Below are 24,213 nucleotides of genomic sequence, written 5' to 3' on the forward strand. Positions count from 1 at the left end.
TCAGAAAGAGAAATTCTTCAATGCTTCCGGCATGCCTTGCGCCATCGCCTGCTGTTCCTTGGCGGCGTATGTCGCGGCATCCCAGACTTCGAAATGGCTGCCCATGCCGAGCAGCATGACTTCCTTGTCGAGCATGGCGGCACCGCGCAGCTCCGGTGCAATCAGCACGCGGCCTGCGCCGTCCATCTCCACGTCGGCAGCGTTGCCCAGGAAGATGCGCTTCCACCAGTGCGCATCCATCGGCAGCGCCGCAATCCGTTCCCGGAAAACTTCCCACTCGGGCCTGGGAAACAGCAGCAGGCAGCCGTCCGGGTGCTTGGTCAGCGTCACCCGGCCCTCGGCCTGCTGTTGCAGCGCTTCCCGGTGCCGCGACGGAATGGACATCCGCCCCTTGGCATCCAGCGAGAGCGCCGATGCTCCCTGAAACAAGCTCGCCCCCCGGTCCCGACCGGCTTCTGCCTGGCCGGCACTCTGCGTGAATCGCTCATTTCCCGACCCTGTGGATCATCCCACGGGAGGGGCTCAATTTCACACAAAAATACACTTCCTCACACTATTTCCCACTTTAGAGGAAGCAATTTCGCGGGTCAAGGCTCGCTGCGGGGCAACAAACCGGGATTCTCGAATCAGAACAAAGACTTAGCGCGCACACCGACACGCGCGCAGAAGCGAATCCTTAATGAAATGAAGATCTTAGGGAGCAAAGCAGAGAAACCACCTGAGAACTACCGGGGGAGGAACTGCCGACGGTGCGGGAAAGACCGGCCCGCGACCGTGGGGAAGGATACAACATTCGCCAGACATCGGCCCCGAAAAGGGGCCGGCGACGGGCCCTTCTCGAAGGTCAGATCCGGTAGGCAGCGGTGGTCATCACGCGCGACGCACCGCGCATCAGCGCGCGCACCGGAGCCGGCAACGGCAGGCCGCCGGCCGCGCGGGCGGCGTCGCCGTGGCGGATCTCGTCGTCGCGCATCTGTTCGAGGATGACGCGCGAGCGGCCGTCGGCGTCGGGCAGGCGTTCAAGGTGGCCGCTCAGGTGCTGCTCGACCTGGTGCTCGGTCTCGGCCACGAAGCCCAGGCTCACGCGGTCGCCGGCGCGTCCGGCCAGGAAGCCGATGGCAAAGGCGCCGGCATACCAGAGCGGGTTCAGCAAGCTGGGCCGCGAGTCCAGTTCGCGCAGGCGTTCCGCGCACCAGGCGAGGTGGTCTTCTTCCTCGCGCGCGGCGGCGTCCATCTGGTCCCGCACTTCACCGTTGCGCGCGGTGAGCTTCTGCGCCTGGTACAGGGCCTGCGCGCAGACCTCGCCAACATGGTTGACGCGCATCAGGCCAGCCACGTGGCGGCGCTCGTCCGCACTGAGTTGGCCGTCGTCCGGCGCGAGCCGGTCTGCCGGATTGGAACGGCCCGAACGTGTGGCGCCGGAGATGGCGCGCAGTGCCATGTCGAATTCGCGGATGAAGGTGTCCATGCGGGAAAGCGAATAGAGCAGAGAAATTAAAAGAAAGGCAGGCAAATGGGCCCGAAATTTCCGCACAGCGAGCGCGAACATACCGCCGCGCACCGGCGCAAGCATCGGGATTACCCGCATTGTAGCAAGCCTCTAATTCCCGCCAACCCATGCCAGGCCTCGCAATTTACCCGCGAGTACACAAAAACCCTGAGTTGTTAAAAGAAGACAAGGTGCATTGCCCGCAGATAGTGAATTTAGGGTTGTTTGTTACAGTACTTCGCAACTTCTTACGAAGTTTGGCAGTGGGGAATGGAGACCGAGGAGGTTTCCCCGCCTGACCACATAACAATCATTAGTGGAGATCCTTGAGCATGAAAAAATCGCTTATCGCGATGGCGGCATTGGGTGCCTTTGCTGGTGCGGCACAAGCACAATCGAGCGTGACGCTGTACGGCGTGGTGGACGCCAACATCGAATATGTCAATAACGTTGGCGTCGTGCCCACGGCAGCCAACGGCTTCAATCGTGGTCCGGCGCATTCCGTTACCCGCATGGACCCTGGCGGCCTGTCCGGGTCGCGCTGGGGCTTGCGCGGCACGGAGGACCTCGGCGGCGGCCTGAAGGCTGTGTTCGTGCTTGAGAGCGGCTTCAGCAGCGACACGGGCGGCCTCCAGCAAAGCGGCCGCCTCTTTGGTCGCCAGTCTTTCGTGGGTCTGCAAAGCGACAAAATTGGGCAGTTCACCTTCGGTCGCCAGTACGTCTCGATGTTCGACGCCTTGGCCAACTTCTCGCCGACCGCCTATGCCACCCAGTACGAGCCGGTCGTACTGCAGCAAGGTCCGAACTACCGCGAGGACAACACCATCAAGTACACGGGCAAGTTCGGCCCGTTCACCGCTGGGGCCCACTGGTCATTCGGCACGGGCGTAGCCTTGCCGGCAACCGTTGGCGTGGCAACGCCGATCGGTGGCAACGGTGAAGTCCCGGGCGCGTTCCGGCGCGATACCGGCTACGGTGCGGCTGTCACCTACCTTGGAGGCCCGTTCGGCGCAACCATTGGCTACGACCAGTGGAATCCGACCATCGGTACCGGCAACGGCACCGTCAAGAAGGCTTCGGTCGCTGGCAGCTATTCGTGGGGTCCGGCCAAGATCATGGGCGGCTACCGTTGGGGCCAGCAAAAGAACGCGGCAGACGTGCTGATCCAGCGTGACGATTTCTTCTGGATCGGCGCCAACTACCAGGTCACCCCGTCTGTCGGCCTGACGCTCGAGTATAACTACGACAACATCAAGAGCCTGTTCGGCGACACGCACGTTGCTAACCCGTGGCAAATCGCCTTCGTTGCGAATTACGCCTTCTCCAAGCGCACCGATGTCTACCTGAGCACCGCCTACGCCAGGAACGCTGGCCTCACGATGGAATCCCTGGCCACTACGTACGCCACGAGCCTTTCCCTTGGTCAAAGCTATGCGCTCGCCAATGGTCAGAGTTCGATGTTCGGCGCCGCCATCGGTATCCGCCACAAGTTCTGATCGGACTTCCATGGCAGGGCAAAGGCACCTTCGGGTGCCTTTTTTCATGGGTGTGCGGGCGACGCATAGGGCATTTCCTCATCGGCGTGGTCACGGGCAGTAACTAGAATGCCCTCACAAGCCAACCAGTCCACCGGACAAGAGAGGAGACACCCATGCAACGCAATCGCCGGCGCCTGATGGCGCTGATGCTGTCCGGCTGCCTGGCCGGACTGGTCGGCCAGGCGGCCATGGCGGCCGATCCCTATCCAAACAAGCCGATCCGGCTCGTGGTGCCCTTCGCGGCGGGCGGGACGACCGACATCCTGGCGCGCGCCGTGGCGGCCGAGCTGGCGAAGCTGCCCGGCTGGAACGTCGTGGTGGACAACAAACCCGGGGCCGGCGGCAATATCGGTGCCGACATCGTGGCCAAGTCCGCGCCCGACGGCTACACGCTGCTGATGGGCACGGTCGGCACGCACGGCATCAACCAGTCGCTGTACAGCAAGCTGCCGTTCGATCCGATCAAGGACTTCGCGCCGATCACCGAAGTGGCCGCGGTGCCCAACGTGCTGGTCATCAACCCGGCCTTCGCCCAGCAGAACAAGATCAACAATGTGCGCGACCTGATCGCCTACGCGCGCGCCAATCCAGGCAAGCTGAACATGGCGTCGAGCGGCAACGGCACGTCGATTCACCTGGCTGGCGAATTGTTCAAGACACAGACGCGCACCTACATGGTCCACTTCCCGTACAAGGGCAGCGGCCCCGCGCTGACGGACCTCGCCGGCGGCACCATGCAGGTCATGTTCGACAACCTGCCGTCCTCGATGGCGCTGATCAAGGCCGGCAAGCTCAAGGCGCTGGCCGTGACCAGCGCGAAGCCATCGCCGGCCCTGCCCGACGTGCCGACCATCGCCGCCGCCGCGAACCTGCCGGGCTACGAGGCCAGCTCCTGGTTCGGCCTGCTGGCGCCGGCCGGCACGTCGCCCGAGATCATCAGCCGGCTGCAGCATGAGGTGGCCAAGGCGCTGGGCTCAGCGGCCGTGCGCGAGCGCCTGCAGGCCCAGGGCGCGGAGCCGGTCGGCAACACGCCCGAGCAGTTCGCGGCGCTGATCAAGGCCGAAACCGCCAAGTGGGCCCAGGTGGTGAAAGCGTCCGGGGCCAAGGTGGACTGAGATAGCGGTTCGAACAGTCCAACCGGCATATACTTGAGGCATCAAATGTCTGGACAGCCCGCCGGAGCGGGCCGCCCGGTCGCACAACCTGCCATCGAGATGCCCAATCCCTCCACCGCCGGCAATGCCGATGCCGCCCCGGTCGACCTGGAAACCCGCGCCGGCGACACCGTGCATGAAGCGCTGCGCCTGTGGTTGCGCCTGCTGACCTGCACCAACTTGGTGGAAGCCGACATCCGCAGCCGGCTGCGCCAGGACTTCGCCTGCACCCTGCCCCGCTTCGACCTGATGGCCCAGCTCGATCGCCATCCGGAAGGCCTGAAGATGGGCGAGCTGTCGCGCCGCATGATGGTGACCGGGGGCAACGTCACCGGCATCACCGACCAGTTGCAAGAAGAAGGACTGGTCTCGCGCGAGGCCCTGCCTACCGACCGGCGCGCCTACCTGATCCGCCTCACGCCGGCCGGCCGCGAGGCGTTTTCCCGCATGGCGCGCGCGCATGAAGACTGGATCGAGCAACTGTTCGCGGGCCTGGCCGATACCGACCGCCGCGCCCTGTTCCGCCTGCTTGGCCGGCTCAAGGCCGGCCTGACTTCGCCATGAAGACCCCACGCACACTGGTCCTGGCCGCCGCGCTGACCGTGCTGGCCGGCTGCAATACGACGCCGCCCGCGCCGCAGGTCACGCCGCTCAATGCCACCATCAAGCTCGGCCGCGTCACCGAAAAAACTTTCCTGACCCGCATCGATGTCGCCGACAACGCCGGCTACGGCAACTATGGCGGCGTTGGCGTCGGTGCAGTGGGAGGCAGCGGTGGCGGCGGAGGCGGCGTGGGCGTCGGCTTCTCGTTTGACCTCTCGCGGCTGTTCAGCAGGCCGCCGCCGCAGCAACAGATCGACCTGTTCCAATACAAGGTGCGCACCCTCGACGGCACCATCGCCTCGGTCAATGCCCCGGCCGCGCCCGGACTGGAGCCCGGCGCCTGCGTGCGGCTGATCTACCCGGACGGTGGCAGCGAACCCCGCCTGGCGCCATCAAACGAGTGCTGAATCGCGCGTGAAAAGCAGAACGGCCTCCCTCGACAACATGAGGGAGGCCGTTCCGTTTTTGCCCTGGGCTGGGATCAGGCCGCCTGGCGACTATCGCGCAGTTCGCGGCGCAGGATCTTGCCCACGTTGGTCTTCGGCAGCTCCGTGCGGAATTCCACGTACTTGGGACGCTTGTAGCCGGTCAGGCGTTCCTTGCAGAACTCGATCACGTCCGCCTCGGTAAGGGCCGGGTCCTTCTTCACCACGTAGAGCTTCACCACCTCGCCCGAATGCGTGTCGGGCACGCCCACGGCCGCGACTTCCAGCACGCCGGGGCATTCAGCCGCCACGCCTTCGATCTCGTTCGGATAGACGTTGAAGCCCGACACCAGGATCATGTCCTTCTTCCGGTCGACGATCTTGGTGTACCCGCGTTCGTCCATCACGCCGATATCGCCGGTCTTGAAGAAGCCGTCGGGCGTCATGACCTTGGCGGTCTCGTCCGGCCGGTTCCAGTAGCCGGCCATCACTTGCGGGCCGCGAATGCAGATTTCGCCCGGCTGGCCGAGCGGCACGTCGCGGCCGTCATCGTCGCGGATGGCGACATCGGTCGACGGCAGCGGCAGGCCGATGGTGCCGGAAAACGCCGTGCTGTCGGTCGGGTTGCAGGTCGCCGACGGCGAGGTCTCGGACAGGCCGTAGCCCTCGATGATCGGGCAGCCGGTCTTGGCCAGCCACTGCTTCGCCACGGCTTCCTGCACCGCCATGCCGCCGCCATTGGCCACGCGCAGGCCCGAGAAATCGACCTTGCCGATTTCGGGGTTGTTGATCAGCGCGTTGTACAGCGTATTCACCGCCGGGAACATGTGGAACTTGTATTTCTGCAGTTCCCTGATGAAACCCGGGATGTCGCGCGGGTTCGGGATCAGCACGCTCATGCCGCCATTGCGCATGCCCAGCAGGCAGCAGACCGTCAGCGCGAAGATGTGGTACAGCGGCAGCGCGGTGATCGTGACCACCTGCTCGATCGGCGCGCCCTTGTTCAGCGCCGGCTGCATCCACGCTTCGGACTGCAGCACGTTGGCCACGACGTTCCGGTGCAGCAGCTCCGCGCCCTTGGAAACGCCAGTGGTACCGCCCGTGTATTGCAGGAACGCGACATCGTCCGGGCCGGTCGTGGCCGGCTGCAGCGTGAGCTTGCGCCCTTCCGCCAGCACGGCGTTGAAGCGCACGCAGTTGGGCAGTTCCCACTCCGGCACCATCTTCTTGACGTTGCGCACCACGAAATTGACGATCGCGCCCTTGAGGCCGCCCAGCATGTCGCCCATGCTCGCGACCACCACGTGCCTGACCGGCGTGCGCGCCAGCACCTGCTGCAGCGTGGTGGCGAAGTTCTCGAGGATGACGATGGCCTCGGCGCCGCTGTCCTTGACCTGGTGCTCCAGTTCGCGCGGGGTATAAAGCGGGTTGACGTTGACCACGACAAACCCGGCGCGCAGCACGGCGGCCAGCACCACCGGATACTGCAGCACGTTCGGCATCATGATCGCCACGCGCGCGCCCGGACGCAGGCCGCGCGACTGCAGCCACGCGGCGAAGTGCGTGGACATCCGGTCCAGCTCGCCGTAGGTGATGGCCTTGTCCATGCAGACGAAGGCACGGCGATTGGCATAGGTGCGGAAGGAATGCTCGAGCAGTTGCACAAGCGAGGGAAACTGGCTGGCATCGATGTCGGCGGGTACGCCGGCCGGGTAGTGTTTCAGCCAAAACCTGTCCATGACACCGTCTCCTGATTTCTGAATGGTCGTTCGATTTTTCGGGAATGCTAAACGGCGCTCCGTATGAAAACAACACGTTAGATGAAGTCCTCAGGGGCCGGGCCCGCGCTCAGGAGGATTATGCGCCACCGCGACAGCGCCGGCCACGGGATAACCCTGAAACCGTGCTCAGGCGGGCAGCACCAGTTTCATCATGTTGGAGGCCAGCTCCCTGGCCAGCGCGTCGGGATCCATGCGGCCCGGCTGGTGCCAGGTGTACATGAAGCCGATCACGCTGCCGATCGAATGGGCCGTGACGCGCGCATCGCCGAACGCGAACACGCCCTCGCGCCTGCCTTCCTCGAGCAACGTGTAGAGGTCCCGATAAAACTCGCGCGCCATGCTGTCGAGCCAGGCCACCGTCTCGGGCTTGAGGTACTGGTTGTCGCGGAAACTCAGCGTGGCGGCGACATGGCACGACACGCAGCGCCGCGCCATTTCGAGCAGGCAGGCATTCAGCCGTTCGCGGACCGGCAACGACGGATCGGCCGTCTCGCGGATCACTGGCAGGCAGGTCTGTGCCGATTCGCGGCACAGGATGTCGAAGATCTCGTACTTGTCCGTGAAGTAGTAGTAGACCGCCGGCTTGGTCACCCCAAGCGAGCGGCACAGGTCGTTCATGGTCATGCCGGGATAGCCCTTGGTGTAGAAGAGCTGCGCCGCGGCGTCCAGGATCTGGCGGCGACGGGCTTCCTGGCGCTCGGCGATATGCGGGCGGGCCGGCGTGTCCTCGGCCGCCGCTGCGGGTTTCGGTGCAATCGACATGTTTCAATTCTCGCACGCCGCCAAGGCCGCGCCATCCCCCAAACCCCGTGGTAGGCGCCTGCCGTCAGGGGCGTCATGGCCGCTCGCGGGGATTCGTCCGGTTGACGCCCAAGCGCGGCAGGCCTAGCCTCATGCCCCTCGGCACATCAATATACTAAGTGGTAAACGCCCAGGTGCGCCCGTCGCGCCGCTGCCGACACATCCTGCGAGGAGGCACCCGCTGATGGACCCGACCGCAACGCCAACCCCGGCGGCCACCCCCGCCACAGGCGCGCCACGGCAAGAAGCCGCGTATCTGGATAACCTGCGCCGCCTCTGGCACGCCGCGTGGCCCGCTGGCGCACCGCGTGAACCACAGTACCCGCTGGGCCGGATGCCGCTTTCGGAAATGCTTCGCCACTGGGCGCGCGAGCGGCCGCAGCAGCCCGCCGTCCACTTCTATGGCCACGTCACCAGCTATGCCGAGCTGGACGCACAGAGCGACCGCTGCGCCGCGCTGCTCGCCGCGCAAGGTATCGGCCCGGGCGACCGCGTCGCGGTGCTGCTGCCCAACTGCTCGCAGTTTCACATCGTGTTCTTCGGCATCCTGAAGCTCGGTGCGATCTACGTGCCCGTGAGCCCGCTGTCGCAGCATGCCGAGTTGTTGCACGCGCTGCGAGACAGCACGCCGTGCGCGCTGGTGGCGCTGGACCAGTTGCTGCCGCTGGTGACGGACGCCCGCGACGAACTCGGCGCGGCCGATCCACTGCGCCTGCTGTTCGTCACCAGCTACGCCGATGTGGCGCCGGACCAGCCCTCGCTGCCGCTGCCGCCCATGGCGCAGGCCGCGCGCCTCGTGCCCGAACCGGAAGACCGCGCGATCGACCTGCTCGCGGCGATGGCCGCCTGCACGGCGCCGGCGCCGCACGCGGTCCCCGACCTCGACGCCCCGGCTGCGCTCAATTACACCGGCGGCACTACGGGCCTGCCCAAGGGCTGCATCCACACGCAGGGCGATATGGTCGACATGGCCGCCGCGTTCGGCGCCGTGGCACTGCCCATCGCCGACGACGCCGTCATGCTGGGCTTCTTCCCCGAGTTCTGGATCGCCGGCGAGAACCTGTGCCTGATCTTCCCGGTCTTCTACGGCGTCCCGCTGGTGCTGCTGGCGCGCTGGGATGCGCAAACTTTCATGGCCGCCGTGCAGCACTATCGGGTTACCAATGCGTCGATGCTCGTCGACAGCGCGGTCGAGGTGATGGACCACCCGCGCGTCGCCGACTATGACCTGCGCTCGCTGCGCCACGTCGGCGTGTCGTCCTTCGTCAAGAAGCTGAACCTCGACTACCGTGGCCGCTGGCAGGCGCTGACCGGTTCCACTATCGCGGAAACCGCGTGGGGCATGACCGAAACCCAGACCTGCAACACGTTTACCTATGGCATGCAGGACAACGACATGGACCTGCGTGCGCAGCCCGTGTTTGTCGGCCTGCCGGTGCCCGGCACGGAGTTCAAGGTGTGCGATTTCGACACCGGCGACCTGCTCCCGCCGGGTGCCGAGGGCGAGTTGTGCGTGCGCACGCCCACGCTGCTCAAGGGCTACTGGAACAAGCCCGATGCCACGCGCGAATCCATGCGCGACGGTTGGTTCCATACCGGCGACATCGGCGTGATCGACATCGATGGCTACCTGCACTACCTTGGCCGGCGCAAGGAGATGCTCAAGGTCAACGGCATGAGCGTATTCCCGGCCGAGATCGAACCCCTGCTCGGCCAGCATCCGGCCATCCTGGGCTCGGCGGTGGTCGGCCGCGCCGACGAGGACCGGGGCCAGGTACCGGTGGCCTTCATCATGCTCAAGCCCGACGCCGTCGGTACCGTCGATGAAAGCGCGCTGACCGGCTGGTGCCGCGGCAACATGGCCATCTACAAGGTGCCGCAACTGCGCATCGTCGACGCGCTGCCGCTGACCGCGACCGGCAAGGTGCGCAAGCAGGACCTGATACCGCTGGCCGAAGCGCTGCGCTGACCTCTCATGCCACCTCGCCCGCACGGCCGCGGCCCTGGGCATGCCGAGCGTCGCCGTCTACAACCGACGGGCGACTGACCGGCACGACGCCCGCTCAGTGGTCGGAACGAACGCTGCCGGGCGCACGCTCCTCGGCATTCAGCGTGCCGGTGTTCACGGCCGGTGGCGCCAGCTTGCGCAAGACCTCGTGGCGCTTGTCCGGTGGCAGGTCGCCGATGCGGGCCGCCTCGGCATAGAAACGCGTCCAGTCGCCGCCCACGCTGTCGAGCAGCGCCGTGAAGGCCGGCACCCATTGCTGGTACGTGGCCACGGCGGCCAGCTGCGCGTTGGTCAGCGGCTGGTCGAACCAGCGGTCGTAGCCGCTGTAGCCGCCCCACTCCACGCGCAGCCTGGCGTACTGGCTGCGCAGGCTGTCGAAGATCTCCGCCTTGCCCTGGCGCTTGGCTTCGTCGCTGGCATTCGAGCGATACAAGGCATCGAGCCGATCGCGCGTGTCCAGCAGCAGCGAGCGGAACTGGCGGCGCCGGCTGTCGTACAGCCGATAGCTGGCACGCGCATCGTCCGACGCGTCGTCGCGCAGCCAGTGCCCTACGCCGGCGATTTCCACCGCGGTCGCGAAGGACTCGTTGAACGCCGTGTCGTTGCGCACATAGACGACCTGGTGCGCGAGTTCATGGAAGATCATGCGGGCCAGTTCGCCTTCGGGCAGGTAGACGAAGGTATTCAGCAGCGGATCATCGAAATACCCCAGCGTGGAATAGGCCGGAATGCCGGCCACGTAGGCTTCCAGGCCTTCGCGGCGCAAGCCGGCGGCATAGTGCTCGGCATCGCCCTGTGCATAGTAGCCGCGATAGCTGATGCAGCCGACGATCGGGAAACACCACTGGTGCAGCGACATCGACAGTTCGGGCGTGGCGAACACGCTCCAGACCACGTAGGGACGGTGCAGGTTGGCGTAGCGGCGATAGCTGCCGTTGTCGGGCAGCTTCAGCTCGCGCGAGGCGTAGTCGCGGATGCGGCGCGCCAGCGCCAACCGCTGGACCAGGCGCGCGTCATTGGAGGCCTGCGCGCCGGCAATCGCCTCATCGAGCGACTGCGCCTGCGCCATCACGCCAAGGTGGCCGCCGATGGACTGGTAGTAGTAGCCGACCGTATCGCAGCCGGCCACCGCCAGCGCGAGCCCTGCCGCGACCAGGATGCCCGCCGCGCGCAGGCGGCCCCGCTTCCAGTCCATCACCGGATCAGGAGACCGCGGCCACCGCCTGGCTGGCTTCGTGGCACGCTTCGACCTCGACCAGGCAGTCATAGAACACCGGCGCGCGGCCCAGGTCGGTCAGCCGCTGGCTGGTCAGCTCGTTGGCGTTCTTGCCGTCGGGCGCCAGCTTCTTCCACCAGATCGACAACCCCACCACCAGTCCGCGCCGTGCGCGGTCGGTCACGCGCGCCCGCGCCAGCATGCTGCCGCGGTCATTGAAGGCGCGCACGCGGGCCCCGTTGACGATGCCGCGCGCGGCGGCATCGTCGGGATGGATGTCCAGGTGCGGCTCGCCCTCGGTCGCGCGCAGGCTGTCGATATTGACGAAGGTGCTGTTGAGGAAATTGCGCGCGGGCGGCGAAATCATCGCCAGCGGATACCTGCCGGCCAGTTCGGGCGCCGAAGACGGTGCCTCGTACGGCGCCACGTAGTCGGGCAGCGGGTCGAGCCCCGCGCTGCGCATGGCCTCGGAATAGAACTCGCACTTGCCCGAGCCGGTGGGGAACCCGCCATGCGCGAACGGCGCCGCAGGCAGCGACAGTTTCTGCCAGCCTTGCGCCTTCAGCGATTCCCACGTAATGCCCTGCGCCCGCGCGTCGCCGGGGACGATGGCCTGCGCCGCGATCTGTTCATCGCTGTCAGCGAAGCATGGATCGTCGAAGCCCATGCGCTGCGCCAGCCGGCGGAAGATCTCGGTGTTCGGCAGCGCCTGCCCCATCGGCTCGATGGCGGCGTTGTTCGCGAGAAAGTAGGTATGCCCGTAGGCCTTGTGCACGTCCACGTGCTCGAGCTGCGTGGTCGCGGGCAGCAGGATGTCGGCGTAGTCGGCCGTATCGGTGCGGAACTGCTCGAGCACCACCGTGAACAGGTCTTCGCGCGCGAAGCCTTCGGCCACCTTGCTCGATTGCGGCGCCACCGCCACTGGGTTGCTGTTGTAGACCACCAGCGCCTCGAGGCGCGGATGGCCCGGGCTACCCGCATCGAGCAGCGCATCGCCGATCGTGCTCATGTTGACGGTGCGCGGCAACTTGCCGCGGGGCAGCAGGTCGGGCCGCTGCAAGACCCTGTCGTTGATCGGGAAGAATCCCGAGGTCGACAGCTGCAGCCCACCCGCCGGATGACGCCACGCGCCCACCAGCGACGGCAGGCACGCCACCGCGCGCACCGCTTGCCCGCCGCCGTGCACACGCTGCATGCCGTAGTTCAGGCGGATGGCCACCGGTTGGCGCTCGCGCACGGCCAGCGTGCCGTAGAGGCCGGCCAGCCATTCGATCTCTTCCACGGCAATGCCGCAGATCTGCGCGGCACGGGCCGGCGAATAGGCCTGCGCGCGCTCGCGCAGCGCGTCGAAGCCCAGCGTGTGCTGCGCGATGTAGTCGTGGTCGAGCAAGTCATCGCGGATCAGCACGTGCATGATGGCCAGTGCCAGCGCGCCATCGGTGCCCGGCATCGGCGCGATGTGGCGGTGGCACTTCTCGGCGGTCAGCGAGCGGTACGGGTCGATCGCGACCAGCGTCGCGCCGCGGCGCTTGGCTTCCTGCGCGCGCGTCCAGAAATGCAGGTTCGAGGCGATCGGGTTGCCGCCCCAGATGATCACGAGCTTCGCGTCGACGACGTTTTCCATGTCCATGCCGACGCTCGCGCCATAGGTATAGCGCAGCGCCGTGGCGCCGGCGCTCGCGCAGATGGTGCGATCCAGCAGCGAGGCGCCGAGCTTGTGGAAGAAGCGCGCGGCCATGCTCTCGCCCTGCACCAGTCCCATGGTGCCGGCGTAGCTGTACGGCACGATCGCCTGCGGGTCGCGTGCGGCAATGGCCTTGAGCCGCGTGGCCACCTCGTCCAGCGCCTCGTCCCAGGAAATCGGCTCGAACTTGCCTTCGCCCTTGCGCCCGACGCGGCGCATCGGCGTCAGCAGCCGGTCCGGGTGGTAAGTGCGCTCGGTGTAGCGCGACACCTTCGTGCACAGCACGCCCTGCGTGCCGGGGTGGTCCGGATCGCCGCCGACCTTGGTGGCGCGGCCGTCCTCGACCGTTACGAGCAAGGCACAGGTGTCGGGGCAGTCATGCGGACAGGCGGCGCGGACGATGCGGGAAGCCATGGAATCTCCGGGGCGGGGCGAGAAGGTGAAAGCCAGACTGGCACTGGAATGTGGGTCGGGGGCGATGGCCTTGAGGGGGTTGGCCCGATGCCTGTCAGCGCCGGAAGACCTGCGGCGGACGAGGCAGTTTCTGGATCGGATTGTATTCGATTATGATGCAGCGGCGTGTTCCGGTCCTGGCCGGAAATGTCCCGAAGGCGACCCTTTGCCACGCAGCCGGAAATGGCTTGCGCAGGCATGTGGAGAGCCCCGGGGAGCCCGACGCCGGCGCAGACCGGCCCGGGTGGCGCATAGGTATCCAACCTGACTTTTTAACGGGGTTCCATGTCCGATCTGAACGGGGTCAAGGCCTGGCGTTTCGCCGGCCTGCTGATGGCATGCGCCATTGGCTTTTGCGGCGCATCGGGCGCCGCCATCGCAGCGGAAGCCGGCGTGACGGCCGACACTATCGTGCTGGGCCAGTCGGCGGCGCTGAGCGGGCAGACCGCGGCGCTGGGCAAGCAGATGGGCGCCGGCGCGCGCCTGTACTTCGAGTCCGTCAACCGCCAGGGCGGCATCTACGGCCGCCGCATCGAACTGCAGACGCTGGAGGACTACAACGAGCCCGAAACAGCGGCGGCCAACACGCGCAAGCTGATCGGCGAAAGCCACGTCTTTGCCCTGTTCGGCTATGTCGGCACCGACAATGCCGAGGCATCGCTGCCGGTCGCGGCCCAGGCCGGCGTGCCGTTCTTCGCGCCCTACAGCGGCGCACAGTCGCTGCGTGATCCGCGCGCGCGCAACATCTTCCATGTCCGTGCCGGCTTCAACGAGGAAACCGCCGCCATCGTCCGCCAGATCCGCACCACCGGGCTCAAGCGCGTGGCTGTGGTCTACAACGACGACGCCTACGGCAAGGCCGGCCTGGAAGGGCTGGCACGTGCGCTGCAGGCATCGCCCGACAGCAGCGTGCAGATCGTGGCGCGTGAAAACGTGGTGCGCAACACCGTCGAGATCGGCGATGCCATGCAGGGCACGATGAAGGCCCGGCCCGACGCGGTGGTGCTGATCAGTGCCTATCGCACCGCCGGGGCCTTCGTGAAGGAAGCACTGCGCCGCGGCTACACCGGCCAGTTCTACAACGTGTCCTATGTCGGCACGCAGGCGCTGGCGCGCGAACTGGGCCCGCAGGGCAGCGGCGTGATCATCTCGCAGGTCATGCCGCACCCGGGCAACGCCACGCTGCCGGTGGTGCGTGAATACCTGCGCCTGCTGCAGGCGACCGGCAAGCCCGATGAATTCGACTATGTCGGCATCGAGGGCTTCATCGCCGCCAAGGCGTTCACGGAAGGCCTGCGCCGCGCGGGCAAGGACCTGACGCGCGAACGGCTGATGGCATCGCTGGAAGGCATGCGCAATGTCGACCTGGGCGGCTTCATCGTCAACTTCACGCCCGAGAACCACGTGGGGTCGAAGTTCGTGGAGATGACGATCATCAACTCGAAGGGGCAGGTGATTCGCTGAGGGTTGCGGGGCCCTACGCCATGTCGTTAAGGTGGCACGCCGAGAGGCGCCCCGGAGCAATCTCCTTCAGCAACGGCTGCTCCGCCGTGCAACGTGGCATCGCATGGGGACAGCGCGGATGGAAATGGCAACCCGTGGGCGGATGCAGCGGCGACGGAATCTCGCCGCGGATCGCCACGTAGGTCTTCTTGCCGACTTCGAGCTTCGGCGCTTCCGCCAGCAATGCCTGCGTGTACGGATGATTGGGGGCGGCGAAGACTTGCTCGGTCGGCGCCGATTCCACCACGCGGCCCAGGTACATGATCACCACGCGATCGCTGATGTGCTTGACCACGCCGAGATCGTGGCTGATGAAGAGATAGGTCAGGTTCAGGTCCTGGCGCAGGCGCATGAACAGGTTCAGCACCTGGGCCTGGATCGATACATCGAGCGCCGCCACCGATTCATCGCACACCAGGAATTCCGGCTTCACCGCCAGCGCGCGGGCAATGCCGATGCGCGCGCGCTGCCCGCCCGAGAACTGGTGCGGGAAGCGGCGCAGCACGGTCGGGTCCATCCCCACGCGCACCAGCATGTCTTCCACGTAGGCCTTCTGCTCGCCGCGCGCAACCATGCCATGTACGACCGGCGCCTCGCCGACGATATCAATCACGCGCAAGCGCGGATTGAGCGACGCATACGGGTCCTGGAAGATCATCTGGATCGCGAGTTGTTTCTCGCGGCGCTTCTCCGGCGGCAAGTGGTCAAGGTTGGTGCCACGCCACAGACGCTCGCCTTCGGTCAGTGTATGCAGGCCCACCGCCATGCGGCCTAGCGTCGACTTGCCGCAACCAGACTCGCCCACGAGGCCGACCACCTCGCCCTCCCCGATGCTCAGATCAACCCGATCGACCGCGTGCACGACCTCTTCGCGCGCATGGGCGCCGAACAGGTTGGCGATACGCGCCGCGGTATCCAGCGATTTGACGAAGCGCTTGGAAACGCCGCGCAGCTCCAGCAGCGGTGCCTGCGGCGTAGCGGGCTGCGATGGTCTGTCGGTCATGGCAGGGGTATCCAGGTCCGTTTCGCTCATGCGGCCTCCTGCCGGGACATCACCGGATGGAAGCATCGCAGCCGCCGGCCGTCGGCCGCGGTCTCCAGCAGTGGCTCGGTCTTGCAGATCTCGGTGGCATAGGGGCAGCGCTCGCGGAACGAGCAGCCGCCGGGCAGGTTCAGCAGCGACGGTGTCATGCCGGGGATCTGCTTCAGCGGCGCGCCGCGCGGGTTGCGCGAAGGTGCCGAGCCGATCAGCCCGTGCGTATAGGGATGCTCCGGATGTTCCAGCACCTGGCGAACATCTCCGGATTCGACGATCCTGCCGGCATACATCACGCAGACCGAATCGGCCAGGCCCGCGACCACGGACAGGTCGTGCGTGATCCAGATCAGCGCCGTGCCCGATTCGCGGCAGAGCGTCTGCATCTCGTAGAGGATCTGGCCCTGGATGGTCACGTCGAGCGCCGTGGTCGGCTCGTCGGCGATGATCAGGTCGGGCTTGTTCAGCAGCGCGATGGCAATCGCCACGCGCTGGCGCATGCCGCCCGAGAACTGGTGCGGGTACGCCAGCAGCCGCTCGTCCGGAGAAGGGATGCCCACGCGCGCGAGCGCATTGCGCGCACGCTCGCGCGCGGCGGCCTTGCTGATCCTGTCATGCGCCATCACCGCCTCGATCATCTGCGTATCAATGCGCAGCACCGGGTTCAGCGTCATCATCGGATCCTGGAAGATCATGGCGATGCGGTTGCCGCGCACGTCGCGCTGCTGGGCCGGCGTGAGCGCGCGCAGGTCGCGCGTGACGCCATCGCGGCTGGTCAGCGCGATGCGGCCGTCGACCACTTTGCCCGGCGGGTCGATCAGGCCCATGATCGAATAGCCCGTCATCGACTTGCCCGAGCCGGATTCCCCGACCAGGCCCATGATCTCGCCACGGCCGACGGTGAACGACACGTCGTCCACCGCCTTGGCAATGCCGCCGCGCGTGAAGAACTGCGTCTTGAGGTGTTCCACCACCAGGGTTGGTTGTGCCATGTTGCGCTCCCTCCCCTATTGCGTCTGCAGGCGCGGGTTCAGCACGTCGCGCAACTGGTCGGCCACCAGGTTCATGGCCACGATGGTCACGACGAGCGCGATACCCGGAAAAAAGCTGATCCAGTACTTGCCCGACAGCATGTACTGCTGACCATTGGCGATTAGCGAGCCCAGCGACGGCTCGGTGATCGGCACGCCAAGCCCGAGGAACGACAGCGTCGCCTCGAGCGTGATGGCCGATGCCACCTGCAACGCCGCGATCACGATCAGCGGCGGCAGGCAGTTGGGCAGCAGATGGCGGAACATGATGCGCCCCGGTGGCAGGCCCAGGCACGTGGCGGCCTCGATATATTCCTTGCGGCGCTCCACCAGTGCCGCGCTGCGCGTGGTGCGCGCGTAGTAGGCCCACTGGACGGCGACCAGCGCGATCACGATATTGCCGATGCCAGGGCGCAGGAACGCCAGCAGGATCAGCGCCAGCAGGATCGGCGGAAACGACAGCTGCAGGTCGGCCACGCGCATGATGAAGGCCTCGGTGCGTCCGCCAAGGAAGCCCGCGAGCAGGCCCAGCGTCGCGCCGAGCAATAGCGCGATGATCGTGCTGACCACGCCCACGCCGATGCTGATGCGCAGCCCGTACATCACGGCGGACAGGATGTCGCGGCCCTGCTCGTCGGAGCCGAGCAGGAAGGTCATGCCATTGCCGGCTTGCTCGCCGGGCGCGAGGCGCGCATCGAGCACGTCCAGCGTGGCCAGGTCATACGGGTTCTGCGGCGCGAGCCACGGCGCGAAGATTGCAATCAGGACGATGACGATCAGCGTGATCAGCCCCGCGACGGCGATCTTGCTGGACAGGAATTCGGCGGCGAAGCGGCGCAGCGGCGTCTGCTCGCGCGCGGCCTTCGGTTGGTCTGCGGTAGCGGCAGTCATGGCTCAGCCCTTGTTGTCGGCAATGCGCACGCGCGGATCGAGCATGCTGTAGACAATGTCCACCGCCAGGTTGATCAGGATGAACAGCGTCACGATCACCATCAGGTACGCGACGATCACAGGCCGGTCGAGCAGCTGGATCGAATCGATGATCAGCTTGCCCATGCCGGGCCAGGCAAAGATCGATTCGGTCACGATCGCGAACGCGATGATCGAGCCGAACTGCAGCGCAATCACGGTCACGATCGGGATCAGGATGTTCTTGAGCACGTGCACGCCGACGATGCGGGCGTTGGTCAGGCCTTTGGCGCGCGCGAACTTCACATAGTCCTGCAGCATGGCCTCCTGCGTGCCCGCGCGCGTCAGGCGGATCACCATCGCGATATTGAGCAGCGACAGCGTCACTGCCGGCAGGATCAGGTGGCGTATGCCATCGACGGTCAGGAAGCTCAATGGGATGCCAAGCACGCGCACAGTCTCGCCGCGGCCATTCGAGGGCAGCCAGCCGAGCTGCACGGCAAAGACCATGATCAGCATCAGCCCGACCCAGAAGGTGGGCAGCGAAAAGCCCAGGATCGACACGGTCATGATCGACTTGCCCGCGATGCCGTTGGGGCGCAGCCCGGCCCAAAGGCCCAGCGGAATACCGAGCACGATGGCTAGCAGGATCGCGAACACGGCAAGCTCCATCGTTGCGGGCATGCGCTCGAAGATCAGCTTGAGCGCGGGCGTGCCGTGCGCGAACGAAGTGCCCAGGTTGCCGTGCAACGCATTCTGCAGGAAGACGAGATACTGCTCCCAGAGCGGCTTGTCGAGCCCGAGCGCGGCGATGGTGCGCCGGATATCTTCCTGGTCCGCCTGCGGATTGATCAGGATGTCGACGGGATTGCCGATGGCAAAGACGCCGAGAAAAACGAGCAGCGACATGATGAAGAGCACGACCACGCTCTGCATCAGTCGCCGGATGATAAAGACCAGCATGTCAGACCACTATCCTTTCGCACACCGTTGCAGGCCGCGCCCGTGCCTGGCGCAGCCTGAATGATGTGCGTTGCCGCGATGACTATCCGCAGGCGACCGGACGGCGCCGCTTACTGCGGCTTGAAGTTGTGCGCATAGGTACGTTCGTCGGTACGCGGTACATAGACGATACCCTTCTGCGTGGCCCAGGTGGTCACCTGCTGGTGGATCGGGATGATACCGCCGTCGTGGATGGCGATGGCGGTGGCCTCCTGCAGAAGCTTGGAACGCTCGCCGTCATCGACGGTGGACAGCGCCTTCTCGAGCACGACGTCCATCTTCGGGTTGCAGTACTGGCCCCAGTTGGTCGTGCCGAAGCCCTTCTTGCTGTCCTCGCACGCCAGCAGCGCGCGCAACGGCGAACTGACTTCGCCGGTCTGGGCGCCCCAGCCAAGCAGACCGAACGACCATTCGTGCTTGATGCCCTTGGACGAATACGTGGCCATCGGCATGCCTTCCACCTTCGTCACGATACCGATGCGCGTGAGGTTCTGCGCGATGGTCTGGGCGATTTTCTCGTCGTTGACGTAGCGATTGTTGGGCGTGTGCAGCGTCACGCCGAAGCCATTCGCGTAGCCGGCTTCGGCGAGCAGTTTCTTCGCGCCCTCCGGGTCGTACTTGACGGTCTTGAGGTTCGGGTTGTAGCCGAACAGCGTGGGCGGCACGAGGTTGTCGGTCGGCTCGGACAGGCCCTCCATCAGCCGGTCCTTGATGCCCTGCCGGTTGATGGCCATGCTGATGGCATTGCGCACGCGCGCATCCTTCAGCGGGTTCTTGTCCATCGGCTGGCCGTCTTTCGTCGTGACGTAAGGCGACTTGTCGCGCTTGGCATCGAAGTACAGGTAGATCACGCGGTGCGAGATCTTCGAGAAGAACGACAGCTTGGGATCGCTGCGCACCTTCGGCAGGTCCGGCGTCGGCACGTTCTCGATCGCCTGCACATCGCCGGAGAGCAGTGCGGCCAGGCGCGTGGCGGGGTTGGGAATGAAGCGCAGGGTCACCTTGTCCCAGGCGGGCTTCGGTCCCCAGTAATCGTTGTTGCGCACCAGTTCGACCCGATCGTCGCGCGCGTAGCTGACGAACTTGAACGGGCCGGTGCCGACCATGCCCTTGCCTTGTGCAAAGTCATCCGAGCTGAGCCCCTGGGTCGCCTTCTTCTGCACGATGAAGATCGACGTCAGGTCGTTCAGCATCAGCGGATACGGCTGGCTGGTGATCAGCTGGATGGTGTACTTGTCGATGATCTTCTTGTTGACGATCGCCTTGGTGTAGACGTCGAATTTGCCCGGGCTGTTCTGGATCGTGGCCGGGCGGTCGAGCGACCAGGCAATATCCTCGGTGGTCAGTTCTGAGCCGTCGTGGAACTTCACACCCTGGCGGATCTTGAACTCCCACGTCAGGTTGTTGATCATCTTCCAGGACTCCGCCAGGCCGGGAATGATGCGGCTGTCAGGATCCATCTTGATCATCGAGTCGAAGACGTGCTCCGACACGTTGATGTTCGAGAACAGGTTGTAGAAGTGCGGATCCATCGAGGTTGGCGGCGAACTCATGGCAAGCTTGAGATCGGCGGCCTGCGCTGCGCCGGCCAGCGCAAGGCTCATGGCCCCGGCTACCGCGACAGCACAAAATGCCTTCTTGAATGTGCGAAGGGACATCGCGCAATTCTCCCTGGGACAAGTGAAGCAGACGTTAGGATCGGCAATGCGCGCGCGCAGCGATCCTCCACGGGCGCTGCATTCTGGTGCGGTCGGGCATCAGGTGACGACGGTATTGCCGGCCGGGCACTTCAAGCATGAACTGTTCCAGCAGCCAACGAAACGGGGCATTGGGGGAAACCCACCCACCTGTATTGCACTGCGCCATCGCAATGCCGTCCTTGCCCGTCGTGCGGGCCGCGAACCGGCGCGCTTTGGCGCTTTCGGTGCGGGCATCGTATGATCGGGGGTATCCAACCGCCAGCCGCACCGGCTCCTGCACCATGAAGCTCATCCCTGAAATCCTGCAGGCGCAAGCCGAAATCCGCACGATCCGACGTGACATCCATGCGCATCCCGAGCTGTGCTTCCAGGAGCAGCGCACCGCCGACGTGGTCGCGCGCACGCTGGAATCCTGGGGCATCGAAGTCCACCGTGGATTGGGAAAGACCGGCCTCGTCGGCGTGATCCGCCAGGGCAACGGCCCGCGCAGCATCGGCCTGCGCGCCGACATGGATGCGCTGCCGCTGCAGGAGGCCAACACCTTCGGCCACCGCTCGCAGCATGACGGCCGCATGCATGCCTGCGGCCACGATGGCCATACGGCCATGCTGCTCGGCGCGGCGCGCTATCTGGCCGAGCACCGCAATTTCGACGGCACGGTCAACCTGATATTCCAGCCCGCCGAGGAAGGCGGCGGCGGCGCGCGCGAAATGATCAAGGACGGCCTGTTCGAGCGGTTCCCGTGCGATGCCGTCTTCGGCATGCACAACTGGCCCGGCATGCCGGTCGGCGCCTTCGGCACCCGCGCGGGTCCGCTGATGGCATCGAGCAACGAATTCCGCATCGTCGTGCGCGGCAAGGGCGCGCATGCGGCCATGCCGAACAACGGCAATGATCCCGTGTTCACCGCGGCGCAGATCGTCTCGGCGCTGCAAGGCATCATCACGCGCAACAAGCGGCCGATCGACACGGCGGTGATTTCCGTCACGCAATTCCATGCCGGCGATGCAACCAACATCGTGCCGGACCAGTCCTGGATTGGGGGCACCGTACGCACCTTTACGTTGCCGGTGCTCGACCTGATCGAGCGGCGCATGGAGGAAGTCTCGCGGGCAGTGGCGGCGGCCTTCGACTGCACGGTCGAATACGAATTCCACCGCAACTATCCGCCGACCATCAACAGCGCGGCGGAAGTCGAATTTGCAGCCGGCGTGGCTGCCGCGCTGGTTGGCCCCGAAAGCGTGGATGCCGACGTCGAGCCGACGATGGGCGCGGAGGATTTCTCCTTCATGCTGCAGGAGAAGCCGGGCTGCTATCTGTTCATTGGTAATGGCGACGGCGCGCACCGCGAATCGGGCCACGGCATGGGGCCCTGCATGCTGCACAACCCGAGCTATGACTTCAACGACGAGTTGCTGCCCGTGGGGTCGACCTTCTTTGTCAGGCTGGTGGAAAAATGGCTGGCACCGGCCTGAGCGAGCACGACAGCCATGGCGCGCATCGCACTCGATCGAAATACGGCGGAGGGTTTTGCCCGGGTGGCGCTGGAGAATATCGGGCGTCGCTATCCGTACAAGCTGGAGCACATGATGACGGGGCCGGGCGAGCCGCTCGACCCTGGCGTGCTGCATCCAGTGTTCTGTGGTAGCTATGATTGGCACTCCAGTGTGCATATGCACTGGATGCTGGTCCGACTGCTGTCGCTCTGGCCCGACCTTGGCGAGGTATCGCGGATCAGGGCTACGCTTGAAAGGCAATTTCGGCCCGAGGCGATCCAGGCAGAGCTGGCCTACTTCCAGCGGCCGGCATCACGGACGTTCGAGCGGCCATATGGCTGGGCCTGGCTGCTGCGGCTTCAGGCCGAACTCCAGTCGGCGGGAGCGCACGATGCACAGGCAGCCCGATGGGCCGAATGCTGTGCGCCGCTGGCACGGCATCTGGCGCAGCAACTCGTCGACTATCTCGATGTAGCGGATTTCCCCGTCCGTACCGGCACGCACTTCAACAGTGCTTTCGCGCTGATCATGGCGCTCTTTTACGCGCGCACGGACCAGCATCACGCGCTGCGCCGGGCCATTGTGCGCCGCGCGCACCGCTGGTTTGGACACGACCAGCGCTATCCCGCACGCTACGAACCTGGCGGCGATGAATTCCTGTCCGGTGGGTTGACGGAGGCCGTACTGATGCACGCCGTCATGGACGGATGCGCCTTTGCGGAATGGTGGGAGCTGTTCGCCCCGCCGCGCACGGAGCTGGCCAACTGGCTGACGCCTGTAGCAGTCACCGATCGCACCGACCCGAAGATGACGCACCTCGACGGTCTCAACCTGTCACGCGCGTGGTGCTGGCGCATGCTGGAGCCGGCCCTGCCTGAGGACTTGCGGCCGCTGGCTATTCGCGCGTGGTCAGATCATATCGAAGCCTCGCTGCCGCAAGCCGTGGGTGGCGGCTATGTCGCCACGCACTGGCTTGCGTCGTTCGCGGTGCTGGCGCTCAGCGAGCCGGTCGGCGGCGCATGACCGCTTAGTCCAATGCGATATCGCCGTACCAGGACTCGGCCTTGCTGCGGGTGTTGTCGGTATCGGTCATGATGCCGATGGCAATGACCCGGCCGGGGTCCGTGCCAAAGGCCTTGCGATAGTCGGCGCGCAGGTCGCGCTCGTGACAACGCCATTCATTGGCGTGCTTCGTGCCACTATCCACCACGATCATGCGCACACGATCGGTGTGGGGATTGGACAGGACCGAGCCTTCCGGGCGCTTGCCCCCCCAGATGTACATCAACGTCGCGTACGGCATTTCGCGGCCCGTCGTCAGGCGCGCCATTTCGTACATGAGCTGATCCTTCAGTGACAGGCTGCCTTTGTCGCCGTCGAACGCGACAAACAGCCGCAGCGGAGAATCTTCCCGCTGGCCCTGGCCGTTGTCCGCATTGCGGATAATGCCATGGGTTTTCCAGGTCCAGCGCAGCATGCCGGCATCACGATCACGCAAGGGCACGTAAAGGCCTGAGGCAGAACTGTCGGCCTGGGCGTGCACGACGACGCGCTGATCCACTTCGGCGAGGGTATAGCGAGTCGGCGTCTTGTTGCGATTGATCGTCCAGGGTTGCCAGCCAACTGGCAGCTGGTTCTGCAGGGATGCGGTGGAAAAACGGGGGAGGCGAGCCAGGAGCGGCGGCGGCGCGGCATCGCCATCCTCGCCGGCTTCCGCCTCGACGGCTTGCTCGCTGGCTGCGGTCATTGCATCGGATGCGGGCGCATCGGCCGTGCCGTTCTCGGTTGTCGCGACGCGTGCCGCGAAAACCTTGCAATCGATGGACGACGCAGCTGCCACCGATGCGGGGTCCGGAGGCGGACTGACCTGCGTCGATGCGCATCCCGCCAACGTCAGCGCGACCGCTACGCCAGTCAATACAAGCCGATACGTCCTGGCCGCCATGTGACCCCCTGCTTCCGGAAATCCGCCCGCAGTGCTGCTTCGCAGCGGGCGTTGGTATTACGTACTGCTTGCCGCGCATTGCGCGCGGCAGACTGCTTCATCCCGGTTGGCCCGGGACTTGGGATGGACGTTATCAGAAGCGGTGCACGCCCGTAATACTCCGGTACCCTCAATCGCAGGCAAACAACAGCCGGAAAGGTTCAGAGGTTGGCGGGATCGTGCTTATTGCACCGGCCACCAAAGCAAAAACCCCTCGCAGCACATGCTGTCGAGGGGTTTTGCATTGTAAGAGCCTGGCGATGACCTACTTTCACACGGGTAATCCGCACTATCATCGGCGCGGAGTCGTTTCACGGACCTGTTCGGGATGGGAAGGGGTGGTTCCAACTCGCTATGGTCACCAGGCATAAGGGGTTGTGGCGCTGGGCAGTTCGTCCAA

General features: G+C 65.5%; 21 protein-coding genes and 1 rRNA gene. 8 read left to right on the forward strand and 14 right to left on the reverse strand.

What is annotated here, in order from left to right; translation table 11 throughout:
- Both mraZ and coq7 read right to left on the reverse strand, forming a co-directional pair.
- Window positions 1-429, reverse strand: coding sequence for a division/cell wall cluster transcriptional repressor MraZ (gene mraZ / locus ACIGJB_RS14510; RefSeq protein WP_483730453.1), 429 nt, complete (start codon window positions 427-429; stop codon window positions 1-3).
- 415 nt (window positions 430-844) lie between these two features.
- Window positions 845-1,468, reverse strand: coding sequence for a 2-polyprenyl-3-methyl-6-methoxy-1,4-benzoquinone monooxygenase (coq7, locus tag ACIGJB_RS14515; protein WP_483730454.1), 624 nt, complete (start codon window positions 1,466-1,468; stop codon window positions 845-847).
- Window positions 1,469-1,821: 353 nt separating this feature from the next.
- On the opposite strand from coq7, the gene ACIGJB_RS14520 reads away from it, so the two are divergent.
- From ACIGJB_RS14520 to ACIGJB_RS14535, 4 genes are all read left to right on the forward strand, one after another.
- Entirely contained in the window at window positions 1,822-2,985 is a 1,164-nt protein-coding gene (locus ACIGJB_RS14520; RefSeq protein WP_483730455.1) for a porin, read from the forward strand.
- Between the two features lie 155 nt (window positions 2,986-3,140).
- On the forward strand, window positions 3,141-4,142 hold the full coding sequence (locus tag ACIGJB_RS14525) for a Bug family tripartite tricarboxylate transporter substrate binding protein (protein ID WP_483730456.1): 1,002 nt from the start codon (window positions 3,141-3,143) through the stop codon (window positions 4,140-4,142).
- A 99-nt stretch (window positions 4,143-4,241) separates the two neighbouring features.
- Window positions 4,242-4,745, forward strand: a complete 504-nt coding sequence (locus ACIGJB_RS14530; RefSeq protein ID WP_483709441.1) for a MarR family winged helix-turn-helix transcriptional regulator — start codon at window positions 4,242-4,244, stop codon at window positions 4,743-4,745.
- Window positions 4,742-5,191, forward strand: a complete 450-nt coding sequence (locus ACIGJB_RS14535; RefSeq protein WP_483730457.1) for a hypothetical protein — start codon at window positions 4,742-4,744, stop codon at window positions 5,189-5,191. Before ACIGJB_RS14530 ends, ACIGJB_RS14535 begins: the two co-directional genes overlap by 4 nt.
- A gap of 74 nt (window positions 5,192-5,265) precedes the next feature.
- On the opposite strand, the gene ACIGJB_RS14540 is transcribed toward ACIGJB_RS14535, so the two are convergent.
- Window positions 5,266-6,948 (reverse strand): long-chain-fatty-acid--CoA ligase, encoded by a 1,683-nt coding sequence (locus ACIGJB_RS14540; RefSeq protein ID WP_483730458.1) that lies wholly within the window; start codon window positions 6,946-6,948, stop codon window positions 5,266-5,268.
- A gap of 168 nt (window positions 6,949-7,116) precedes the next feature.
- Window positions 7,117-7,752: a TetR/AcrR family transcriptional regulator gene (locus ACIGJB_RS14545; protein WP_483730459.1), complete on the reverse strand. Its 636-nt coding sequence runs from the start codon at window positions 7,750-7,752 to the stop codon at window positions 7,117-7,119.
- 223 nt (window positions 7,753-7,975) lie between these two features.
- On the opposite strand from ACIGJB_RS14545, the gene ACIGJB_RS14550 reads away from it, so the two are divergent.
- The gene (locus tag ACIGJB_RS14550; protein WP_483730460.1) at window positions 7,976-9,760 is read left to right on the forward strand and encodes an AMP-binding protein; all 1,785 of its coding nucleotides are present in this window, start codon (window positions 7,976-7,978) and stop codon (window positions 9,758-9,760) included.
- Between the two features lie 94 nt (window positions 9,761-9,854).
- Here ACIGJB_RS14550 and ACIGJB_RS14555 read toward each other — a convergent pair whose 3' ends face one another.
- Both ACIGJB_RS14555 and ACIGJB_RS14560 read right to left on the reverse strand, forming a co-directional pair.
- Entirely contained in the window at window positions 9,855-10,994 is a 1,140-nt protein-coding gene (locus ACIGJB_RS14555; RefSeq protein ID WP_483730461.1) for an aminopeptidase, read from the reverse strand.
- Between the two features lie 7 nt (window positions 10,995-11,001).
- Window positions 11,002-13,113: a molybdopterin-containing oxidoreductase family protein gene (locus ACIGJB_RS14560; protein ID WP_483730462.1), complete on the reverse strand. Its 2,112-nt coding sequence runs from the start codon at window positions 13,111-13,113 to the stop codon at window positions 11,002-11,004.
- A 324-nt stretch (window positions 13,114-13,437) separates the two neighbouring features.
- Between ACIGJB_RS14560 and ACIGJB_RS14565 the strand changes: the two genes are divergently transcribed.
- Complete coding sequence (locus ACIGJB_RS14565) at window positions 13,438-14,616, forward strand: ABC transporter substrate-binding protein (protein ID WP_483730463.1); 1,179 nt, start codon at window positions 13,438-13,440, stop codon at window positions 14,614-14,616.
- Between the two features lie 13 nt (window positions 14,617-14,629).
- Here the strand turns inward: ACIGJB_RS14565 and ACIGJB_RS14570 are convergent, their stop codons facing one another.
- The 6 genes from ACIGJB_RS14570 to ACIGJB_RS14595 form a co-directional block, all read right to left on the reverse strand.
- The gene (locus ACIGJB_RS14570; protein WP_483730464.1) at window positions 14,630-15,688 is read right to left on the reverse strand and encodes an ABC transporter ATP-binding protein; all 1,059 of its coding nucleotides are present in this window, start codon (window positions 15,686-15,688) and stop codon (window positions 14,630-14,632) included.
- Window positions 15,685-16,683: an ABC transporter ATP-binding protein gene (locus ACIGJB_RS14575; RefSeq protein ID WP_483730465.1), complete on the reverse strand. Its 999-nt coding sequence runs from the start codon at window positions 16,681-16,683 to the stop codon at window positions 15,685-15,687. The genes ACIGJB_RS14570 and ACIGJB_RS14575 overlap by 4 nt, the downstream gene beginning before the upstream one ends.
- Window positions 16,684-16,698: 15 nt before the next feature.
- Window positions 16,699-17,613 carry an ABC transporter permease gene (locus ACIGJB_RS14580; protein WP_483730466.1) on the reverse strand — a complete coding sequence of 305 codons (915 nt, stop codon included), beginning with the start codon at window positions 17,611-17,613 and terminating at the stop codon, window positions 16,699-16,701.
- A gap of 3 nt (window positions 17,614-17,616) precedes the next feature.
- Window positions 17,617-18,594: an ABC transporter permease gene (locus tag ACIGJB_RS14585; RefSeq protein ID WP_483730467.1), complete on the reverse strand. Its 978-nt coding sequence runs from the start codon at window positions 18,592-18,594 to the stop codon at window positions 17,617-17,619.
- A gap of 110 nt (window positions 18,595-18,704) precedes the next feature.
- Window positions 18,705-20,291 (reverse strand): ABC transporter substrate-binding protein, encoded by a 1,587-nt coding sequence (locus ACIGJB_RS14590; RefSeq protein ID WP_483730468.1) that lies wholly within the window; start codon window positions 20,289-20,291, stop codon window positions 18,705-18,707.
- Between the two features lie 34 nt (window positions 20,292-20,325).
- Complete coding sequence (locus tag ACIGJB_RS14595; protein ID WP_483730469.1) at window positions 20,326-20,625, reverse strand: hypothetical protein; 300 nt, start codon at window positions 20,623-20,625, stop codon at window positions 20,326-20,328.
- Here ACIGJB_RS14595 and ACIGJB_RS14600 point away from each other — a divergent pair.
- Together ACIGJB_RS14600 and ACIGJB_RS14605 are read left to right on the forward strand one after the other, a co-directional pair.
- On the forward strand, window positions 20,615-21,808 hold the full coding sequence (locus ACIGJB_RS14600; protein ID WP_483730470.1) for a M20 aminoacylase family protein: 1,194 nt from the start codon (window positions 20,615-20,617) through the stop codon (window positions 21,806-21,808). The genes ACIGJB_RS14595 and ACIGJB_RS14600 overlap by 11 nt on opposite strands.
- A gap of 15 nt (window positions 21,809-21,823) precedes the next feature.
- On the forward strand, window positions 21,824-22,852 hold the full coding sequence (locus ACIGJB_RS14605) for a DUF2891 domain-containing protein (protein WP_483730471.1): 1,029 nt from the start codon (window positions 21,824-21,826) through the stop codon (window positions 22,850-22,852).
- A 4-nt stretch (window positions 22,853-22,856) separates the two neighbouring features.
- Here the strand turns inward: ACIGJB_RS14605 and ACIGJB_RS14610 are convergent, their stop codons facing one another.
- Window positions 22,857-23,774 carry a DUF3047 domain-containing protein gene (locus ACIGJB_RS14610; protein WP_483730472.1) on the reverse strand — a complete coding sequence of 306 codons (918 nt, stop codon included), beginning with the start codon at window positions 23,772-23,774 and terminating at the stop codon, window positions 22,857-22,859.
- A 291-nt stretch (window positions 23,775-24,065) separates the two neighbouring features.
- Window positions 24,066-24,179: ribosomal RNA gene (gene rrf / locus ACIGJB_RS14615) — 5S ribosomal RNA — on the reverse strand.
- Between the last annotated feature and the right edge of the window lie 34 nt (window positions 24,180-24,213).

The sequence above is a fragment of the Cupriavidus sp. C2SS-8b genome (genome assembly GCF_057073745.1).